Source organism: Salegentibacter sp., assembly GCF_036568425.1.
GTDB lineage: Bacteria > Bacteroidota > Bacteroidia > Flavobacteriales > Flavobacteriaceae > Salegentibacter.
On sequence record NZ_DATCSO010000114.1, the window covers coordinates 1 to 17484 of the forward strand.

At 38.9% G+C, this 17484-nt stretch carries 21 protein-coding genes and 1 tRNA gene; 11 read left to right on the forward strand and 11 right to left on the reverse strand.

Annotation, left to right across the window (positions count from 1 at the left end; translation table 11 throughout):
* From VIM94_RS11345 to VIM94_RS11360, 4 genes are all read left to right on the forward strand, one after another.
* Positions 1 to 772 (forward strand): zinc ribbon domain-containing protein (locus tag VIM94_RS11345; protein ID WP_332039414.1); only part of this gene is annotated, 772 nt, incomplete at its 5' end.
* A gap of 144 nt (positions 773 to 916) precedes the next feature.
* Positions 917 to 1528: a hypothetical protein gene (locus VIM94_RS11350; RefSeq protein ID WP_332039415.1), complete on the forward strand. Its 612-nt coding sequence runs from the start codon at positions 917 to 919 to the stop codon at positions 1526 to 1528.
* Positions 1529 to 1531: 3 nt separating this feature from the next.
* Positions 1532 to 2194 carry a peptide-methionine (S)-S-oxide reductase MsrA gene (gene msrA / locus VIM94_RS11355; RefSeq protein WP_332039416.1) on the forward strand — a complete coding sequence of 221 codons (663 nt, stop codon included), beginning with the start codon at positions 1532 to 1534 and terminating at the stop codon, positions 2192 to 2194.
* 110 nt (positions 2195 to 2304) lie between these two features.
* Positions 2305 to 3795, forward strand: coding sequence for a potassium/proton antiporter (locus VIM94_RS11360; protein WP_332039417.1), 1491 nt, complete (start codon positions 2305 to 2307; stop codon positions 3793 to 3795).
* Here the strand turns inward: VIM94_RS11360 and VIM94_RS11365 are convergent.
* The gene (locus VIM94_RS11365; RefSeq protein ID WP_332039418.1) at positions 3792 to 5147 is read right to left on the reverse strand and encodes an NAD(P)/FAD-dependent oxidoreductase; all 1356 of its coding nucleotides are present in this window, start codon (positions 5145 to 5147) and stop codon (positions 3792 to 3794) included. The two genes, VIM94_RS11360 and VIM94_RS11365, sit on opposite strands and share 4 nt — an antisense overlap.
* A gap of 199 nt (positions 5148 to 5346) precedes the next feature.
* Between VIM94_RS11365 and VIM94_RS11370 the strand changes: the two genes are divergently transcribed.
* The 4 genes from VIM94_RS11370 (at position 5347) to VIM94_RS11385 (ending at position 6874) form a co-directional block, all read left to right on the forward strand.
* The gene (locus VIM94_RS11370) at positions 5347 to 5592 is read left to right on the forward strand and encodes a hypothetical protein (RefSeq protein WP_332039419.1); all 246 of its coding nucleotides are present in this window, start codon (positions 5347 to 5349) and stop codon (positions 5590 to 5592) included.
* 105 nt (positions 5593 to 5697) lie between these two features.
* Positions 5698 to 5856 carry a lmo0937 family membrane protein gene (locus tag VIM94_RS11375; protein ID WP_332039420.1) on the forward strand — a complete coding sequence of 53 codons (159 nt, stop codon included), beginning with the start codon at positions 5698 to 5700 and terminating at the stop codon, positions 5854 to 5856.
* 101 nt (positions 5857 to 5957) lie between these two features.
* The gene (locus tag VIM94_RS11380; protein WP_106197114.1) at positions 5958 to 6113 is read left to right on the forward strand and encodes a lmo0937 family membrane protein; all 156 of its coding nucleotides are present in this window, start codon (positions 5958 to 5960) and stop codon (positions 6111 to 6113) included.
* Between the two features lie 92 nt (positions 6114 to 6205).
* Complete coding sequence (locus VIM94_RS11385; RefSeq protein WP_332039421.1) at positions 6206 to 6874, forward strand: hypothetical protein; 669 nt, start codon at positions 6206 to 6208, stop codon at positions 6872 to 6874.
* Here the strand turns inward: VIM94_RS11385 and VIM94_RS11390 are convergent.
* Positions 6871 to 7794: a serine hydrolase gene (locus VIM94_RS11390; protein ID WP_332039422.1), complete on the reverse strand. Its 924-nt coding sequence runs from the start codon at positions 7792 to 7794 to the stop codon at positions 6871 to 6873. The genes VIM94_RS11385 and VIM94_RS11390 overlap by 4 nt on opposite strands.
* A 10-nt stretch (positions 7795 to 7804) precedes the next feature.
* On the reverse strand, positions 7805 to 9100 hold the full coding sequence (gene kynU / locus VIM94_RS11395) for a kynureninase (protein ID WP_332039423.1): 1296 nt from the start codon (positions 9098 to 9100) through the stop codon (positions 7805 to 7807).
* 130 nt (positions 9101 to 9230) lie between these two features.
* On the opposite strand from kynU, the gene VIM94_RS11400 reads away from it, so the two are divergent.
* Positions 9231 to 9872, forward strand: a complete 642-nt coding sequence (locus tag VIM94_RS11400; protein ID WP_332039424.1) for an O-methyltransferase — start codon at positions 9231 to 9233, stop codon at positions 9870 to 9872.
* Here VIM94_RS11400 and VIM94_RS11405 read toward each other — a convergent pair.
* The 6 genes from VIM94_RS11405 to VIM94_RS11430 all read right to left on the reverse strand — a co-directional run bounded on the left by VIM94_RS11405 (position 9865) and on the right by VIM94_RS11430 (position 15292).
* Positions 9865 to 10422, reverse strand: coding sequence for a phosphatase PAP2 family protein (locus VIM94_RS11405; protein WP_332039425.1), 558 nt, complete (start codon positions 10420 to 10422; stop codon positions 9865 to 9867). The genes VIM94_RS11400 and VIM94_RS11405 overlap by 8 nt on opposite strands.
* Positions 10423 to 10433: 11 nt before the next feature.
* Positions 10434 to 10715 carry a Sec-independent protein translocase subunit TatA/TatB gene (locus tag VIM94_RS11410; RefSeq protein ID WP_332039426.1) on the reverse strand — a complete coding sequence of 94 codons (282 nt, stop codon included), beginning with the start codon at positions 10713 to 10715 and terminating at the stop codon, positions 10434 to 10436.
* An 86-nt stretch (positions 10716 to 10801) separates the two neighbouring features.
* The gene (locus VIM94_RS11415; RefSeq protein WP_332039427.1) at positions 10802 to 13108 is read right to left on the reverse strand and encodes a M1 family metallopeptidase; all 2307 of its coding nucleotides are present in this window, start codon (positions 13106 to 13108) and stop codon (positions 10802 to 10804) included.
* A 58-nt stretch (positions 13109 to 13166) separates the two neighbouring features.
* Positions 13167 to 13673, reverse strand: a complete 507-nt coding sequence (locus VIM94_RS11420; protein ID WP_332039428.1) for a DUF6702 family protein — start codon at positions 13671 to 13673, stop codon at positions 13167 to 13169.
* Between the two features lie 29 nt (positions 13674 to 13702).
* Positions 13703 to 14446: a hypothetical protein gene (locus VIM94_RS11425; RefSeq protein WP_332039429.1), complete on the reverse strand. Its 744-nt coding sequence runs from the start codon at positions 14444 to 14446 to the stop codon at positions 13703 to 13705.
* A gap of 51 nt (positions 14447 to 14497) precedes the next feature.
* Positions 14498 to 15292 (reverse strand): hypothetical protein, encoded by a 795-nt coding sequence (locus VIM94_RS11430; RefSeq protein ID WP_332039430.1) that lies wholly within the window; start codon positions 15290 to 15292, stop codon positions 14498 to 14500.
* 111 nt (positions 15293 to 15403) lie between these two features.
* On the opposite strand from VIM94_RS11430, the gene pepE reads away from it, so the two are divergent.
* Together pepE and VIM94_RS11440 are read left to right on the forward strand one after the other, a co-directional pair.
* Positions 15404 to 16111, forward strand: coding sequence for a dipeptidase PepE (pepE, locus tag VIM94_RS11435; protein WP_332039431.1), 708 nt, complete (start codon positions 15404 to 15406; stop codon positions 16109 to 16111).
* Complete coding sequence (locus VIM94_RS11440; protein WP_332039432.1) at positions 16111 to 17025, forward strand: glutaminase; 915 nt, start codon at positions 16111 to 16113, stop codon at positions 17023 to 17025. Before pepE ends, VIM94_RS11440 begins: the two co-directional genes overlap by 1 nt.
* Before the next feature lie 101 nt (positions 17026 to 17126).
* Here VIM94_RS11440 and rpsT read toward each other — a convergent pair whose 3' ends face one another.
* Entirely contained in the window at positions 17127 to 17375 is a 249-nt protein-coding gene (rpsT, locus tag VIM94_RS11445) for a 30S ribosomal protein S20 (RefSeq protein WP_081208987.1), read from the reverse strand.
* A gap of 29 nt (positions 17376 to 17404) precedes the next feature.
* Positions 17405 to 17476, reverse strand: a tRNA-Glu gene (locus tag VIM94_RS11450).
* Between the last annotated feature and the right edge of the window lie 8 nt (positions 17477 to 17484).

Here is a 17484-nt window from a genome sequence, read left to right on the forward strand (position 1 = left end):
AAACGAAGTTACTGTAGAAGAGAAGTTAAGAGCATTGTACGATCTTCAGCTGGTGGACTCAAGAATTGATGAAATCAGGAACGTACGTGGCGAGCTTCCCTTAGAAGTTGAAGATTTGGAAGATGAAGTAGCTGGATTAAACACTCGTTTAGAAAAACTGGATGCCGATATTGAGGTTATTGAAAATGATATAAAAAGCAAGAAAAACCAGATAGACGAGTCAAAAGCCACCATTAAAAAATATTCTGAACAGCAAAAGAATGTGCGTAACAACCGCGAGTTCAATGCACTTTCAAAAGAGGTTGAATTCCAGGAACTGGAAATAGAACTGGCAGAAAAACATATCGCAGAATACAAAGTTCAAATTGAGCAGAAGAAAGAAGTAATCGGGCAAACAAAAGAGCGTTTAGACGAGCGGGTAAAACATCTTGAGCACAAGAAAAGTGAATTAGATGAAATTCTTGCAGAAACTGAAAAAGAGGAGAAAGCCCTAATCAAAAAATCTGAAGAATTCGAGAAAAATATTGAAGAGCGATTGGTAAAAGCCTATAAAAGAATTAGAACTAAGGTAAAGAATGGATTGGCCATCGTTCCCGTAGAGCGTGGTGCATCAGGAGGTTCTTACTTCACTATTCCGCCACAGGTGATTATGGAGATCGCTGGTCGCAAAAAGATCATAACAGATGAGCATAGTGGTCGTATTCTGGTAGATGAAGATCTTGCCAAAGAAGAACAGGAAAAAATGAATAATCTTTTTACCAAAGTAAGTTAGAAATTCATTCAAAATTATTCTGAAAAGCCCCAAATCTACAGGTTTGGGGCTTTTTTATTAGCGGTCGTTTAAGCATTGATTAACAAGTATTTCACACTTATACATTAGATTAATTCTAACTTTAGATGTTTAAAAAATTACTTAATGAAAAAAATTCTATTAATATCCAGTTTGTTTTTCCTGCTGGTTTCCTGTAAAAATCAGGAGAAAAAAAATGAAATTGAAGACATCCGGCTAACAGAACAAGAAAGCAATTCTAATGAAACCCCGGAAACAGATAGGGCAATTCCCGGCCGTGAAACATCAGGAGAAAAAATTGTAGATAAAAAAGACAGCTTTGAAAAGCCGAATAAACCGGCCAACGGCAACTCAGAGAACACATCAACGGCTCAAGTTAGCAATACCCGATATGTAAAGGTTAACAAAAATGAAGCAGATTGCAGCTGTTTTTGTATAGACGTTGTCACTTCAGGGCAGTCTGAACTCTGTATTAAACAGGATGAGATCTATATTAATGCCAGATTTTCTCAAAGCGGAAACACAATTATGGTTTATTTTTCAGGTCCTTCTGCAAAAAACACCAACGAGGAGCTTCCCTGGGAAGATTTTGACACCAATACACCTATCGCGGAAATTATGCCTACCGAGAACGGAATGGAACTGGACTGGAAAGGATTTTCGGTTGACGGAGAATTGGCGATAGATTATGCCATTTACGGAAAAAAAACTTTAGAAGGTTCATACAAAAAACAATAGATAATGAAACGATATATTTTTAGCTTTTTAACCATAGTTATCTTTTCCTGTGGAAACAATGCGCAGGAAAAAACAGTGACCAAACCAGAAATAGCCAATGCAGACCCCGTAGAAGTAAGAGCAGAAAACGGATTGGAAAAGGCCTACTTCGCAAGTGGATGTTTTTGGTGTGTTGAAGCCATCTACGAGAGTATAGAAGGGGTAAAAGAAGCTGTTTCGGGCTATTCAGGCGGGCATACTAAAAATCCTACCTACGAGTCCAGCAACACCGGAAGAACTGGACACGCAGAAGCCGTAGAAGTGATTTACGATCCGGAAGTGGTAAGCTTCAGAACCCTTGTGGAAGTGTATTTTGGCTCCCAGAATCCCACCCAGGTCAATGGGCAGGGACCGGATCATGGCTCCCAATACCGCTCGATTATCTTTTTCCAGAATGAAAAACAAAAACAGGTTATCGAGGAAGTGAAAGAAAAAGTTGCCGAAAACTACAATAAACCTATAGCCGCTGAAATTCTTCCATTTCAGAAATTTTGGGTAGCAGAAGATTACCACCAAAATTACGAAAAGAATAATCCCAATAATCCTTATATCCAAAAAGTATCTATCCCCAGGCTAAATAGATTTAAAGAAAAATTTCCAGAAATTCTCAAAGAAAAGAGTCACTGAACTTTTTAAAATAAATTATAAAAATGGCAGCTGGTTAGCTGCCATTTTTATTGAATTAGATTTATTTCTGCCTCCAAAAAATGTAATTTTAGCCTCAAATTTAAGTATAAATGAATATTACCATTGAAAACGTACTCCTGATTGGGTCTTTGTTGCTCTTCATTAGTATTCTGGCAGGAAAAACTTCTTATAAGTTTGGAGTGCCAACTTTGGTGCTTTTCCTGGCAGTAGGGATGCTGGCAGGTTCAGAGGGAATTGGAAATATTCATTTTAATGATCCCGGACTGGCACAATTTATTGGAATTGTTTCCCTGAATTTCATCCTGTTCTCGGGGGGTCTCGATACCAGCTGGAAAAGTATACAGCCCGTCCTCTGGCAAGGAATTTCTCTATCTACACTCGGAGTACTTTTCACTGCTCTGGGCCTTGGAACTTTTGTATGGTCTATCACCGATTTTACTATTTATGAAGCACTGCTGCTGGGAGCAATTGTTTCCTCTACAGATGCTGCTGCCGTTTTCTCTATTTTAAGATCTAAAAATCTGGCTTTAAAATCTAAACTCCGGCCAACTCTCGAGCTCGAAAGTGGTAGTAATGATCCCATGGCCTATTTCCTTACTATTGCCTTTTTAAGTTTAGTATTAAGTCCCGATAAGAGTTTATGGAGTATCATTCCTTTTTTTCTTCAGCAAATTCTTATAGGTACTGCTATGGGCTTTCTCATGGGAAAACTCAGCAAAATTATAATTAATAAAATCAGACTTGATTTTGAAGGCCTTTATCCTGTTCTCGCCATTGCTTTGATGTTTATCGTATTCTCAGCAACAGATTTCCTGGGAGGCAACGGCTTCCTTGCCGTTTACCTGAGTGCGGTTTACCTTGGAAACCACAGCATTATTCATAAAAAAACCATTATGAGAATGTTTGACGGTTTAGCCTGGCTAATGCAAATTGTGCTATTCCTCACTTTAGGACTTTTGGTATATCCATCTCAGGTATTACCAATAGTTGGAGTAGGCATCCTTATTTCGGGCTTTTTAATCTTCATCGCGCGTCCGCTCGGCGTTATGCTTAGTCTTTCTTTTTTTAAGATGAAGATGCGCAGGCGATTATATATTTCCTGGGTAGGACTTAGAGGTGCTGTCCCTATTGTTTTTGCCACTTATCCTCTTATCGCCGAAATAGAAAAGGCCAGTATGATCTTTAATATTGTATTTTTTGTATCTCTTACCTCTGTTTTATTACAGGGAACCACCTTGTCCCTTATTGCAAAATGGCTGCACGTTGCATTGCCCATGAGGGTGAAACCAAAGTCTCCGGTAGATGCATTTATGGCCGATGGCGCAAAATCATTACTAAATGAGATTAACATCCCGGAGAACAACCATTCTATAGGAAAAAGAATAGTTGATTTAAAATTCCCCCGGAAGGCTATAATCGCCATGATCTCCAGAGGAGATAAGTTTATTACCCCTAATGGCAATACCATCATTGAAGCTAATGATATATTGATCGTGTTGACCGAAGATAAGGAAACACTTCATGGAGTTTATGAAAGCCTGAAATTACCTCCGGAATTAAAGGAAGAGGAAGAAGCTTAGCTATTTTCATTATTCTTAATGATTTCCAACATCTTATCTTCCACCTGCTGAGAATTCCATTTTTCCTCTATACCTGGTATTTTCATTACCTCATCCATAACAGCACGTTGCCGATCCCCAATCTCCAAAGCTTCAGTATAAGGTTTATCAGAAAAAGTAACCCGGGAATACATGGGAAGCCAAAGCTCCGGATACTTCTCACCGAAACGTTTTTCAATCTTTTTCCGCAGGATAAATTCGGGGTCTGCCGTTTTACTGCTCATCTCGAGAAAATTCTGATAGCTGAGTTCTGCGATGGCGTCGGCATTGGGTTTTCGTTCCTGTTGGTATTCCAGAAAGATTTGTTCCCAATCCTCTCCGTATTGTTTTATTTTTTCAAAAAGCACCGAAATATCTTCAAAACCGGCATTCATTCCCTGCCCGTAAAAGGGTACTATCGCGTGTGCCGAATCTCCGACCAGGGCAACCTTATCCCCATAGGTCCAGGGAAAACACTTAATGGTCACCATGGAGCTGGTGGGGTTTTTAAAGAAGTCTCTTTTAAGATTTGAAATTTCTTCTTTAATATCGGGAAAATGTGTTTCAAAGAAAGCGTCTACCTTAGCCTCAGTAGTTAGAGTTTCAAAAGAGACCTCTCCTTCAAATGGTAAAAACAGGGTACAGGTAAAGCTGCCATCGAGGTTAGGCATAGCGATAAGCATAAATTCCCCACGGGGCCATATATGGAATGAAGCATTGTCAAGTTTATGGCTCCCATCCGGATTTGGAGGAATTGTGAGCTCTTTATAACCAACATCTACAAAATGTTGAGAATAATTGAAGCGATTGCTACGTTGCATTTTATGTCTTACCCGGGAGAAAGCACCATCGGCACCAAAAATAAGGTCATATTGATATTCTTTCCAATTACTCTTTTCAGACTCCCCGGTATAAAGTCGCGCCTTGACCAGGTCAATATCCCATACTTTTTCTTCAAATCTGAACTTTACACCTTCCGCTTCAGCCAGGTCTATCATTTTTCGATTAAGAACTCCCCGGGAGATCGAATAAATAGCTTCGCCTTTTTTTCCGTAGGGCTGGAAATAAAGCGGTTGGGAGAAGACGTGCAAAGCTCTCTTGTCTAAGGGAAGGGCGATCTTTTTAATCTCGGTCTCTATCCCAATTTTCCGTAATGCTTTCCAGCCACGATTAGACATAGCCAGATTAATGGATCTCCCAGAAAACTCAACTTTTCTAATATCGGGACGCCGATCAAACACTACTACGTTATGACCTTCCTTTTGAAGGTAAAGTGCCAATAAAGAACCAACAAGGCCTGAGCCTACTACGGCTATATTTTTGGAAGACTTCATAAATACTGATGAAAAGTGATCTAAAATCACCGGATTCGTCTACGAAAATACTTAATTCCCTAAACCTGAAGCCGGTTTTAATCCAAATACCCTCAAATGTGCTAATATTTTTATAAAAAAACCTAAAGCAGGGTTAAGAGCCACAAAGGTGCAAAGTGAAATCTCTAAATTTAATTTAATAACCAAACTAAAGACAGTTATGGATGAACAAAAACTGGAGCAGATGCGATCTGTTCTTAACAAACTCGAAGATATCAAAAATACTCAGGAGAGTATCATTGATAAGATTAACCATGTTATAACCGATCTTTTTCAACATCCCGACAAAGATTTGGAGAAAGTTATGGAAGAGGCTCACCAAAAAGCCTCAGATAATGTAGATGCGATTCGGGAAGCCATGGAAGATTATGAAATGAAAATAAACAAGATAGAATCACAAGGATAATTTTTCACTAATATTTTAACAAGCATATTAAACACTTGTTAAATCAAACCAATCAATAGGTTTGATATCGTAATTTAGTTTGAATAAACCTTAACCTGGAATAAAATGAGAGATCTTATTTGGCTTATCGTCGTAATATTAATTATTGCGTGGCTTATAGGGTATATTGGATTTGGAGAAGCCGTAGGTAATCTAATCCACATTCTGCTTATCCTGGCAGTAATTGGAATTCTATACCGACTTGCAACCGGAAGAAGACCATAAAAACCTTACAATCAAATAGATTCGAAAAAATAAATTTAAAATTATTATCTTTAAATACAATCAATTAACCAACGCAACTAAGTTGCCTAAAAACCACTATTATGAGAGATTTAATTTGGCTAATCGTAGTTCTATTAGTTATTGGATGGCTGATAGGGTATTTTGCCTTTCCTGATTTAGGAAGCATTATTCACATCCTTATCGTTATTGCCGTTATCCTGATTTTATATAAGCTGCTAACAGGCCGCCGACTATAACTCTAAGAATAAAGCAAAATTATAAATACCCTTTGGAAAATTTCCAGAGGGTATTTTATTTTCTGTTATATTTATATTCAAACACCAACCTTATGAAAAAAGCTATACTGTTATTATCTATTCTTTTTATTATTGGCTGTAAAAACGAGAATAAAGAAGCTACCTCTTCGGAAGAAAAACAGGTAGAAACCTTAGCTCAGAAAATTGCGTGGGCCCATGGTTTTGATAATTTTGAAGATGTCGAAGAAATAAAATTCACCTTCAATGTTCGCGTAGGAGACTCAGTTAGGACAAGCCGAAGCTGGCACTGGAAAACCAATAGTGACGAAATAAGACTAACTGAAGGTGATATTAGCCGCACCTACATTAAGGACAGTAGCATAGCCGATGACGAAAAAGAACTCGATCAAAAATTCATCAATGATTCCTATTGGCTTTTATTCCCCTTTCAACTGGTATGGAGCGATGCTGAAATCTCAGAAGAAAAGAAAGCTGAAGCTCCAATAAGCAAAAAGGAAATGAGAAATATCACGGTTTCTTATCCTTCAGAAGGTGGATACACCCCTGGAGACAGCTATGAAATCTTTTTCGAAGACGACCTCCTTCTAAAAGAATGGATCTACAAATCGGCCGATGGCACCAGAGAATCTCCTACTACCTGGGAAAATTATGAGGATTTCAAGGGATTGAAGATTGCAAAATCACATAAATCGCCCGATGGGAGCTTTGAGTTGTTCTTTAGTGGAATTGAGGTAAATTAATAACGTAGGCCTCTAACCAATTCCCTGGCATTTTCTGCAGGTTCCCAGTTGCTTTCCGGTTCAAAATAGTCCCAAAGCATTGCTGAAATGTTTCGTTGCAGTTCCCAGGCTTCATTTTCGTATTCCCAGGAAGTGTCTTCGTTATTTTTTGTAGCGATGTAAAACACATAATCGCCAGAAGGCGCATTGACGAGCACAGCTTCAGAGCGGGATTTATTGACCATTCCTTGCTTGGCTGCCGTCTGGACATACGGCGGAATTTGCGATAGCGCATAATCGGTATAAAATGAATTGCTTAACATCCGGTACATTTCATCGCTGGCCGCATGGCTAACCAACTCTCTGTTTCTAATCTTAACGAGCAAGGTTGCCATTTCCCGGGCTGTGGTTTGTCCCCAACCGTATTTTTCCCAAATCTTTTCCCGCCCTTTGGTTCTTGAATTTACCCGGGTATGCTTCATTCCTATTTCTTCCATTAAAGGATTAATGGTTTCTCCCCCTCCGGCAAGCTCCTGGCTCCAAATGGAAGTCACATTATCGCTATAGGTAATCATCAATGCGGCAAGGGTGCGCAGATCGGTTATCGTTGAATCCTTGTAAAATTGCATTAAGCCTGAGCCACCATATTGCCGGGAATCCCGGTATAAAAGAGTGTCATTTAGAGTTAACTCCCCTTTTTCGATCTTATCAAATAATCCTATAAGAATTGGAATTTTCACAATGCTGGCCGTTGGAAATATAGTATCGGAATTTACCCCAGCCTCTTTTCCCGTTTTCAGGTTATAAACATAAACCCCGGCGATGCCCTTGAAGTCTTTTGTGTATTCTTCAAGCTTTTCTTGGAGTTGGTGATCTACAATGGAATCCTGAGCAGATAAAACTCCGCAAAGCAGCAGGACAAAAAGAGTAACTCGTTTCATTTCTTTTATTTTATAAGCTGGAGTTTGATTTTTTCGTTTGGATTCCTTGTTTAAGCACCTGCCCAAACCTATACATATCTTCGTATGAACAATAGAATGGTGCCGGAGCGAGCCTTATTACATTTGGTTCCCGCCAATCGGTAATCACCCCATTTTCCATCAGGTAAGTAAATAGCTCCCTTCCTTCCCCGTGGAGAAAAACCGAAAGCTGCGTGCCGCGCTCTTCCTGATTAAAAGGCGTGATAATTTCAAAAGTACTTTCTACCTCCTTATCAATCTCTTGAAGAATAAATTCCAGATAAGCCACAATCTTATTTCGCTTTTCTATAAGTGCGGGCATACCAACCTCATCAAACATTTCAAGCGAAGCTAAATAAGGGGCTAGCGCTAAAACCGGGGCATTGCTAATTTGCCATGCGTTTGCACCGCTTTCTGGTTGAAACTCAGGCTCCATTAAAAAGCGGCGTTCCTTATTATGCCCCCACCAACCTTCAAAGCGCGGAATATCCTTTTTTCCGTGGTACTTTTCATTAACAAAATAGCCCGAAACATTCCCCGGGCCACTATTCATATATTTATAGCTACACCATGCGGCAAAATCCACCTCCCAGTCGCTTAGCTTCAATTTTATATTTCCGGCGGCGTGTGCCAGGTCCCATCCAACAATTGCCCCTATCTGGTGACCCGCTTTTGTAATATTCTCCATATCCAACACCTGGCCGGTATAATAATTTACGCCACCAATCAAGACCAGAGCACACTCCTCGCCTACTTCAGCGATCTTGTTCAGGATATCTTCTGTTCGAAAATTATGTTCTCCTTCCCGTCTTTTTAACTCAACTATAGCATCATCAGGATCATAGCCGTGAAAACGTACCTGGCTGGAAATCATATACTGGTCGCTGGGAAAGGCTTTTTCTTCACAAATAATTTTATACCTTTTTCCTAAAGGTCTATAAAAAGAGACCATAAGCAGGTGAAGGTTTACTGTTAAGGTATTCATTACAGAAACTTCGGCAGGTTTTGCCCCTACAACTTTCGCCAGTTTTTCTGAAAAGCGTTCATGATACTCCCACCAGGGTTTTTCAGCATTAAAATGTCCTTCCACGGCAAGATTCGCCCAATCGGTCATAATTTCCTCCACATACTTCGCAGCAGAGCGTGGCTGGAGCCCAAGAGAATTGCCGGTAAAATAAACTACCTCTTTTCCTTTATGCTTCGGGAAAATAAACTGATCCCTGTATTTAGCTAACTCATCCTGTTTATCAAGTTCCCTGGCGACCTCCAGGGTATTTTTAAATCGCATATTGGTGGTTTGATTAATTTTAGTAAAAATACAATTTAAGCTGAAGTTTCATAATATTAGCCTTTTGCCACTGACTTATTTTCGTTAGAATCCGGTTATCTTTGTAAGCATAAACCTTTAGTTCAAAATTATGCATTTTCTTCCTGAAGCTATAGATGATTACATAGTAGAACATTCAGCAAAAGAGCCGGAATTACTGGCAAAACTCAACAGAGAAACCAATCAGAAGGTTTTACAGCCAAGAATGCTTAGCGGGCATTATCAGGGCCGGGTTTTAAGCCTGTTATCAAAAATGAAAAGCCCAAAATCTATTCTGGAAATTGGAACCTACACAGGATATTCGGCTCTTTGCCTGGCCGAAGGCTTGGTAGAAGATGGTTTGTTACATACAATAGACATTAATGAAGAGTTGGTCGATTTTCAGAAAAAATATTTTGAAGCATCAGTTTATAAGGAACAGATAAAACAATATTTGGGAGATGCACTGGAAATAATTCCAACAATTGGAGAGAAATTTGATCTGGTATTTATCGATGCTGACAAACCGAACTACCCTGCCTATTATGAAATGATTATTGGAAAAATGAATAAGGGAGGAGTTATACTTTCAGACAATGTTCTATGGAGCGGAAAGGTAATTGAAACTTTAAATGAAGAAGACGAATCTACAAAGATGTTACTGAAGTATAACGAGCTTTTAGCAAATGATGAGCGCCTGGAAACGGTAATTTTACCAATAAGGGATGGGTTAACTTTAAGCCGGGTTAAATAAATCTTCTGCCCGATCTATTATAAAGCCAGAAAAAGATAAATGCAAAAGCAAGGCCCACCAATGCGCCAACCAGCAAATCGCTGGGATAATGAACACCAACATACACACGGCTCATTATAAACAGAAGCGGCCAAACATAAACTAAATAGATCCAGCGGAATTTATCTTTTAAAGTTAGTACAATAAAAGTCGAGACAACCATTGAAGAAGAGGCGTGACCGGAGAAAAAACTATAGTTGGTGGGTTCCTGCAGAATTCTTATTAAATCCATAAGCTCAGGATTGTTATTAGGCCTTAACCGAACAAGAAGAACCTTCACTGCATTAGTGAACCCCCAGGTAGTTAGAAAAGCACTTAATAAAAACAAAGAAGAAAAACTAGCTTTTTTCCAGTGAAAAGCGATAAAATACAAAAGGAATAGGAGAATATAAAAGGGGATCCAGTGTTCTATTTGAGTTACAAAAATCCAAAAGTTATCGTAGGATTCTATTCCCAATCCATTAAGGTAAACAAATAATTCCCGATCCCATTGCTTAAGCTGTTGCCACATCTCAACAGGGTTTAGAATCTACGTTTCACCGAACCCGTAATTTCCTCTATATCTTCTTTAACCTTATCGATCTCTCCTTTAATATCTTTTGAAACATCAGTATCTATACCTTGTTTTTCGGCACTTTTCTGAATTTCACTTTTAATATCATTGGAAGCATTTCTTAAAGTACGCATACCTTTACCAAGGCCACGGGCGATCTCCGGGATCTTATCGGCCCCAAAAACCATCACGAGAATAAACATAATAAAGGCGATCTCGGCGCCACTAATAAATAATGGATATATAACCATAGCGCACAAATATAATCACAAATTTAGCCATAAAAAAAGCCGACTCGTTAAAGTCGGCTTTTTATTTTTATTTCAATAAGCTCTGCTTAGTTATCAAGGCTTTCTTTAAATTCTTCAAACTTATCTGGTGACTTTTCCTGAGGCCAGCTGTTATTAGTTACATCAACATCAGCAGTTTCCAGATCAGGATCCACCACTACAGAAGTAATTTCTTTTTCTGATGCAATTGCTTTAGTAACTTCAGCATCGTTTTTCCTCCAAAGTTGTACAGGGTAGGTCACTTTCTCTGAGGTCCCATCGGCATAGGTATACTCAACGATAAGTGGCATTGGAATCCCACCTGGCTTTTCAAAAGTGATCTCATAGAAATACTTTGGATTTTTCATTCCTGCCCGATCTTCTTCCGAAAAATTATCCATTACATATTCATTGAGGGTAGATGCATTCTCCAAGGGGTCTTTCCCTTTCATTGTTTCTTCAAAATCTTCGCTTCCTTTCTCTACCACATAGATTCCGTCTATATCTTCCGGTTTTGCACCATAGCGTTCAAGGAATTCAGCGCCTTCTTTTGTAGTCTTATCGGTAATATAGTATTTCTTGATAGATTTCACACCTATATCCACATTATCGGTAGTATAAAACCAAGCTCTCCAGAACCAATCCAGGTCTACCCCTGAAGCATCTTCCATCGTTCTGAAAAAATCTTCTGGAGTTGGATGTTTGAACATCCAACGATGGGCATAAGTCTTATATGCATGATCAAAAAGATCTTTCCCCATTACAGTTTCTCTTAGAATATTAAGAGCCGTTGCGGGTTTTCCGTAAGCATTGTTTCCTAACTGAATTACCTGCTCGGGATTAGACATTATAGGAGCTATAAATTGCTGGTCGCCTTTCATATAAGGAACTATTTTTGACGGAATTCCTCGTCTGGACGGATATTTATCCAGGGGAGCAATAGCTTCCGGATATTTTCTACCAAATTCCTGCTCTGCGAGGAATTGAGAAAAAGTATTTAAACCTTCATCCATCCAGCCCCATTGGCGTTCGTCGCTATTTACGATCATAGGAAAGAAGTTATGCCCAACTTCGTGAATTATTACACTTATCATCCCGTATTTAACCCTATCGCTATATTCACCGTTCTCATCAGGACGGCCATAATTCCAGCAAATCATTGGATATTCCATTCCTTGATTCTTGGCGTGTACCGACACTGCTTTATGATAAGGATACTGGAAAGTTTGATCAGAATAGCTTTCCAGAGTGGTAGCTACAGCGCGGGTAGAGTATTTTTCCCAAAGTGGATTCCCTTCTTTAGGATAAAGCGAAATCGCCATCACTTCTTTCCCCTGAACATCGGTGTTCATCATATCTACAACAAATTTTCGGGAAGTAGAAAATGCGAAATCTCTTACCATACTGGCTTTGTACTTCCAGGTCTTGGTTTTATTTGAAAAACCTTTCTCGGCTTCTTCCGCTTCTTCCTGGGATACAATAATTACAGGTTTATCGAAAGACTTTTTAGCATTTTCGTAGCGCTTCAGCATATCTTTAGTATAAACCTGCTTACGATTCTGAAGTTCTCCGGTTGCCTCCATAATGTGATCGGCTGGGACGGTAATGTTCACCTCGTAATCTCCAAAAGGAAGTGCAAATTCACCATTACCCCAAAACTGCATATTCTGCCAACCTTCAACATCATTATAAACAGCCATTCTAGGGAAAAATTGAGCAATAACATACACATTATTCCCATCTTCTGGAAAATGCTCGTAACCCGAACGGGCTCTATCGGTTACGTGATTATTGATTTTATACCACCACTCTATAGAAAAGGCATAGCTTTCTCCAGCAGCCAAAGGCTCCGGCAGGTCAATTCTCATCATTGTCTGATTAATAGTATAGTTTAGTGGTTTCCCATTCTTGTGAATCTTTTCTATATTGAAACCACCATCAAAAGATTCTTTTAAGAACTGATCGGTAAATCTCTCAGGGGTAGTAACCGGGTTCATTCTACTTGGATTCTTTTCCTGAGCGGGCGAATTTTTGGCCCTGATATTCTGGTCTAACTGAACCCAAAGGTATTCAAGTTTATTAGGTGAATTGTTATGGTAAGTAATGGTTTCTTTTCCCGTTAATTTCGTGTTCTTATCGTCGAGCACGATGTCCATTTTATAATCTGCCTGATTCTGGTAATAAGCTTCTCCGGGGGCACCGGCTCCTGTGCGGTATTGATTAGGAGTTGAAAACTCATCATAGAGCTGCCTAAACTTGTTTTGGTTTGTGTGCCCTTCCTGGCGTTCTTCTGTTTGCTGTTGCTCTTCCTGAGCAAAGAGACCAACAAAAAAGAGCATTAAAAATGCGGAAAGAAAGAATTTAATTTTTTTCATGAAAACTGAATTATTATTTAATTTTTCTAAAAATAAGACTATAGGTTGTGTAAATGGTTTAATTTTTAAACCTCAAAATTTTTTTATCCTGATCCCTTTGAAGCAACAGGCTTTTTGTAACTCCGTTTACTTTTACATGAATAACATTTTTCTGATCATCAAAAAGATCTGTCAGTATTGAATTTGCAATGCTAATCTCTGTAAAAGGCAAAACCTCTCCAACTTCTATATAAAGAATTACCTGGTCGTTATCATATTCTTTTCCCAGGTATTTTAATTGATGCATCTTCCCGTTTGATTCAAGCTGAAGTTTCTGCCCGAGATATCGTTCTATCATTTTTCTTACTGGGCCTTCTTCATTATCTTTCACAAGCCGAATGTCGTCATTAAAGCGCTTCCTTAAAACTTCCTCAAAATCATCCACAAAGACCCGGGTTACAATTTGAAGCGATTGACTTTCGGCTTTATAATTAATTTCAGTAACACTAAGGTAATACTCATGTGCGGTAACCTTGGAAGAGGTCAAAATAAAGAAAAGACCAAAGAGAATAAAAATTTTTTTCATTAAAGGGTTTTAGCTTTCAACATCAAGTTTTAATCCAAACTTATATATTCCCGGTAATCCGGAATCGTTTTATTGTAAAATTCAATAAGTTCCAAAATATCCTTTTCATTTACCAATCTCAAAAACCGGGGGTTCTCAGCGCAATAATACAGAAAATCCATGATCCTGGTTTTTTCCAGTTTAAGTTGTTCTCTATAAAAGTCTTCTGAAAGCAAATTCCTGGCTTTTAGGATCCGGTTATGCTCTCTTTGATTTTCCAGGGCTTGTTTGAGTTTTCTTCTTTCACCACTAATTGCCCCATATAGCAAGCCTACAGGGTCCATTGGGCTACTAATTCCACTAATTTTTCGTTCTACAATATTTGGCTGTTTATCTGAATAAGGAATACCTAAATCTGCATGGTTGATGGTTTCAATATTTCCAATATCCTGTCGCAAATTACCTGAAAGCTGGTGAAGCTGTACCTCCTCCAGCTCGGTAAGTTCATTTTCCAGCTCAATTTTCAAAATTTCGTGCAACATTCCTGGTGTGACCGCAATAGTTATTTTTTTGAACTGAACAGAAGAAAAAAGAATGGAATCACCGGGCTTAGCCTGAATGATAAATTCTCCTGAAGATTCACTAAGCACACCATTTTCTGACGTTATATTTACAATATGAACCTGCGAAATTAAACTGTCGTTGATAATTTTTCCTCGTAGTAAACCCCTTTCCTGAGCCTGAAGAGTGAAATTTAGCAGCAGGCTTGTTAGCACAATAATTTTTAACCTCATCAAGATCTCTGTGAGGTTTTATTGCTGAATAAAATAACTGGGGAGTATTTATTAATTTTCAACCTGATTTTTGTAATCTTTACTTTTAGCGATAAGAAATTCTATTAGCTGGAGTTCATTTCCCTCCTGCATCATTTCGGCATTAAGTCCACTGTCTGAAGCGTAGAAAATAAAGTCATTGATATTTTCTTCCCGGATATCCAGGTTTTCCTTAAAAAATTCATCATCATATAATTGACAGATATATTCATCTTTTTCCCGCTGCTTAATTTTAACATCTCCATCCTGGTCTCCAACAAGAGCTTTAAAAATATTCACAAAATTAAGTCCGTGAATAAGACGGGTTTTACTTGCGGCCAGGGCTACATTTTTACCTGGTCCTGTTAGTGCATCCGGTTCAGTAACCACATTCATCCTTTCAATATCGGCTGCGCTGTACCGGGGTAAATCAGGATCTACAACCTGTATGCGAGCTACATCCACGTTAACATTCCCCGAGAGATCATGAGGCAAGACGACTACTTCAGGAAGTTCTGTCACAGCCTCACTAATAAAAACATTGAGTTCGCCTGAAGCTATAACCCCCTGATCTACTACAACTGTAAATTTCTGAAACTGCAAAGCTGAAAAGCTTATACTATCATTTATGGCCACAGATATTCTAAATTCACCGTCGGTGTTAGTGATGGTCCCTCTTTGAGAAGTCTCATTATAAACAGTCATCCCCTCCGGATTATCCCCTGCAGGAACAATAATTTTACCATCTACCTCCACTCTATGCACCTCCTGCGAGTGAAGTGGAAAAGCAACAATCAGGAAAACCAAAGTAATTACAAAGCGTATCATGACACAATTTCTATAACTTAAAGGAACAATTTATCTTCTTATAAGAAAGATAAGTAGCAGGTAAATTTTTGTTAAACCTGTCTTTTCCTCTAAATTTACAAAAAAACAAAGATGAAAAAAGCGCTTCTAGCCAGCACCTCTACCCTACACGCACAAGAATACCTTGAATACCTAATCCCGGAAATAGAAAAATTCTTTGAGGGAGCATCAGAGGTTTTATTTATTCCATATGCCCGTCCGGGCGGAATTTCTCTTGAGGATTATTCCGACATGGCAGCCAAAGCATTTTCCAGAGCCGGATTAAAATTGAAAGGGATACAGGAATATCAAAATCCTACCCAAGCAGTAAAAAAAGCTGAAGGAATCTTTACCGGTGGGGGTAATACCTTTCTACTGGTTACCCAGTTATACAGAAAAAAGCTCATGAAGATTTTACAGGAAGTTATCCTTTCAGGCACACCTTATATGGGCACAAGTGCAGGCACCAATATAGCCGGGCTCACCATGCAAACCACTAATGACATGCCTATAATATATCCGCCGTCGTTTAAAACACTCGGAATTGTTCCTTTCAATATAAATCCCCATTATCTAGATCCCGATAAGAATTCTACTCATAAAGGAGAAACTCGGGAAACCAGGATAAAAGAATTTCATACCCTCAATACCCAGCCTGTAATTGGATTACGCGAAGGAAGCTGGCTGGAAATTTCGGGTGATAAAATTACGTTAAAAGGAAAACCAGAGGCCCGAATTTTCAAGCCAGAACAAGTACCTTTCGAGGTAGAAACAGGAACTTTCTTAAAGGATCTACATTAATGGATTACCAGAAAATATTAAATATTATTGAGAGCGAGATGAATTACCGTGATGTAGAAGGAAAAGTTGCCTCCTACATTCCCGAACTCGCAAAGGTAGACCCGAGAAAATTCGGGATGCACGTTTATTGCGGAGATAAACAACACTTTCATTTTGGCGACAGTAACGAGAACTTCTCCATACAAAGTATAGCAAAAGTTTTTTCCCTGTCTATGGCGATGATACTTATGGGCGAAGACCTCTGGCAGCGCGTAGATGTAGAACCTTCAGGAGATCCCTTTAACTCACTCACACAGCTGGAATATGAAAATGGGGTACCCCGTAATCCATTTATAAACGCTGGAGCCTTGGTGATTTCAGACATCTTGGTTGACCAATTGGAAGATCCCAAACAGGAGCTGCTTGATTTTGTAAGAAAGATTACCGGAAATCCTGAAATAGATTTTAATAAAAAAATCGCTGATTCTGAAAAGTCTACCGGATATCGCAATATTGCCCTGGTAAATTATATGAAAGCGCTGGGAAATATAAAATGTGAAGTAGAACCTATTGTAGATTTTTATTTCAACCTCTGTAGTCTCTCTATGTCCTGCAAAGAATTGGCGCAAGCTTTTATGATCTATGCTAATAAAGGTAAAATCCTTGATACCGGAGAAGAAATTTTAACCCCAACCTCAGTAAAACGTATAAACGCTTTAATGCAAACCTGCGGTTTCTATGATGAAGCAGGCGAATTTAGTTTTGAGGTAGGTTTACCCGGGAAAAGTGGCGTAGGCGGTGGAATAGTCGCTATTCATCCAGACCAGTATTCTGTTGCGGTTTGGAGCCCTATTCTTAATCATAAAGGAAATTCGGAATTGGGTATGAAAGCTTTAGAAAGGTTAACAACCCTGTCTGGTCTTTCTGTTTTCTAAAACAATTGAGAAACAGGGAAGATTCCCTGGAAATTTTTGGGCACAAAAAAATGCTTTCCGTTCTCACAGAAAGCATTCAGTAATTGAACACTGTAATAATCTTAAAGCGCTGCTACGTGCTTAGTGAGCTTAGACTTAAGGTTAGCAGCTTTATTATCGTGTATAATGTTTTTCTTTGCTAATTTATCAACCATAGAAACTACAGAAGGAAGTAAAGTCTCAGCTTCTTTCTTATCAGCTTCACGCAATTTCTTGATTGCGTTTCTGGTAGTTTTATGCTGGTAGCGATTTCTAAGGCGTTTTGCCTCATTGCTACGTATCCTCTTCAACGCTGACTTGTGATTTGCCATTATATTCTTCTTTAATTAATCTTTTCTTGTAGTCCGTAGGGGAATCGAACCCCTGTTACCAGGATGAAAACCTGGCGTCCTAACCCCTAGACGAACGGACCATTAATTT

What these genes read in the sequence shown, in the direction of transcription:
- VIM94_RS11405 (WP_332039425.1), bottom strand. Translation starts at nt 10,422, where the DNA reads ATGTGGCAACAGCTTAAGCAATGGGATCGGGAATTATTTGTTTACCTT.
- VIM94_RS11350 (WP_332039415.1), top strand. Translation starts at nt 917, where the DNA reads ATGAAAAAAATTCTATTAATATCCAGTTTGTTTTTCCTGCTGGTTTCC.
- VIM94_RS11365 (WP_332039418.1), bottom strand. Translation starts at nt 5,147, where the DNA reads ATGAAGTCTTCCAAAAATATAGCCGTAGTAGGCTCAGGCCTTGTTGGT.
- rpsT (WP_081208987.1), bottom strand. Translation starts at nt 17,375, where the DNA reads ATGGCAAATCACAAGTCAGCGTTGAAGAGGATACGTAGCAATGAGGCA.
- VIM94_RS11360 (WP_332039417.1), top strand. Translation starts at nt 2,305, where the DNA reads ATGAATATTACCATTGAAAACGTACTCCTGATTGGGTCTTTGTTGCTC.
- VIM94_RS11380 (WP_106197114.1), top strand. Translation starts at nt 5,958, where the DNA reads ATGAGAGATTTAATTTGGCTAATCGTAGTTCTATTAGTTATTGGATGG.
- msrA (WP_332039416.1), top strand. Translation starts at nt 1,532, where the DNA reads ATGAAACGATATATTTTTAGCTTTTTAACCATAGTTATCTTTTCCTGT.
- kynU (WP_332039423.1), bottom strand. Translation starts at nt 9,100, where the DNA reads ATGCGATTTAAAAATACCCTGGAGGTCGCCAGGGAACTTGATAAACAG.
- pepE (WP_332039431.1), top strand. Translation starts at nt 15,404, where the DNA reads ATGAAAAAAGCGCTTCTAGCCAGCACCTCTACCCTACACGCACAAGAA.
- VIM94_RS11415 (WP_332039427.1), bottom strand. Translation starts at nt 13,108, where the DNA reads ATGAAAAAAATTAAATTCTTTCTTTCCGCATTTTTAATGCTCTTTTTT.
- VIM94_RS11420 (WP_332039428.1), bottom strand. Translation starts at nt 13,673, where the DNA reads ATGAAAAAAATTTTTATTCTCTTTGGTCTTTTCTTTATTTTGACCTCT.
- VIM94_RS11410 (WP_332039426.1), bottom strand. Translation starts at nt 10,715, where the DNA reads ATGGTTATATATCCATTATTTATTAGTGGCGCCGAGATCGCCTTTATT.
- VIM94_RS11440 (WP_332039432.1), top strand. Translation starts at nt 16,111, where the DNA reads ATGGATTACCAGAAAATATTAAATATTATTGAGAGCGAGATGAATTAC.
- VIM94_RS11375 (WP_332039420.1), top strand. Translation starts at nt 5,698, where the DNA reads ATGAGAGATCTTATTTGGCTTATCGTCGTAATATTAATTATTGCGTGG.
- VIM94_RS11430 (WP_332039430.1), bottom strand. Translation starts at nt 15,292, where the DNA reads ATGATACGCTTTGTAATTACTTTGGTTTTCCTGATTGTTGCTTTTCCA.
- VIM94_RS11385 (WP_332039421.1), top strand. Translation starts at nt 6,206, where the DNA reads ATGAAAAAAGCTATACTGTTATTATCTATTCTTTTTATTATTGGCTGT.
- VIM94_RS11370 (WP_332039419.1), top strand. Translation starts at nt 5,347, where the DNA reads ATGGATGAACAAAAACTGGAGCAGATGCGATCTGTTCTTAACAAACTC.
- VIM94_RS11400 (WP_332039424.1), top strand. Translation starts at nt 9,231, where the DNA reads ATGCATTTTCTTCCTGAAGCTATAGATGATTACATAGTAGAACATTCA.
- VIM94_RS11425 (WP_332039429.1), bottom strand. Translation starts at nt 14,446, where the DNA reads ATGAGGTTAAAAATTATTGTGCTAACAAGCCTGCTGCTAAATTTCACT.
- VIM94_RS11390 (WP_332039422.1), bottom strand. Translation starts at nt 7,794, where the DNA reads ATGAAACGAGTTACTCTTTTTGTCCTGCTGCTTTGCGGAGTTTTATCT.